This is a genomic window from Oleiphilus sp. HI0117, from assembly GCF_001635235.1.
Window position 1 is genome coordinate 1 of record NZ_LWGA01000117.1, and the last position, 864, is coordinate 864.

An 864-nucleotide genomic window follows, 5' to 3' on the forward strand; every position below is an offset into this window, starting at 1 on the left:
TGCCGCACTTCAACTTTTAGAGCAAGACCCTGCTTCCTTACCGATTCCGAACGACCCTCAAGGTCGTACAGTTGGTGAAATGAAACAAGTGATTAACGATGAAAAAGAAGACCTGGGTAATGAAGGCGTTAATACTGAAATAAATACTGAAGAAGAAGTTGTACTCAAGCCCGCTGAAACTGACCCAGACCTGGATGATGATGGCGTTCCAAATGATCAGGACGCTTTTCCTGAAGATGCGAGTGAGACAACTGACACCGATGGTGATGGCACAGGTAACAATGCCGACAACGACGACGATAACGACGGCGTTAAAGATGAAGACGATGACTTCCCTCTAGACGCAAGCGAACAAACCGATACAGATGAAGATGGAATCGGTAACAATGCCGATACTGATGATGACGGCGATGGTACTGAAGATATTGCCGATGACTTTCCTTTAGATTCTGAACGTCAGAATAAGTCTGATAAGGATAACGATAACTGGTCTGCCAATCAGGACCCTGATGATACCAATGCCAGCATTCCAGGTATCGATTTTGTTGATACCGATGGCGATGGCATGGCTGATTCTGGTGGCAGAAATGATGACCCTGATGATGATAATGATGGTGTGATCGATACTGAAGATGCCTTCCCAACAGACCCTACAGAACAAAAAGACCAAGATGGCGATGGCACAGGCGATAATGCTGATACTGATATCGACGGTGACCAGGTGCCGAACGATGAGGATAAGTTCCCACGTAACCCATTTGAAAGTGTTGATACCGATGGTGATGGTATTGGTAATAATACAGATGAAGACGACGATGGTGATTCCGTACCTGATCTTCAGGAAGAGCAAGATGGCACCAACCC

The 864-nt window shown here is 45.9% G+C and carries 1 protein-coding gene; it reads left to right on the forward strand.

Annotation, left to right across the window (positions count from 1 at the left end; all coding sequences use genetic code 11):
• On the forward strand, positions 1–864 hold an 864-nt coding region (locus tag A3757_RS01660; RefSeq protein ID WP_197469644.1), incomplete at both ends, for a thrombospondin type 3 repeat-containing protein.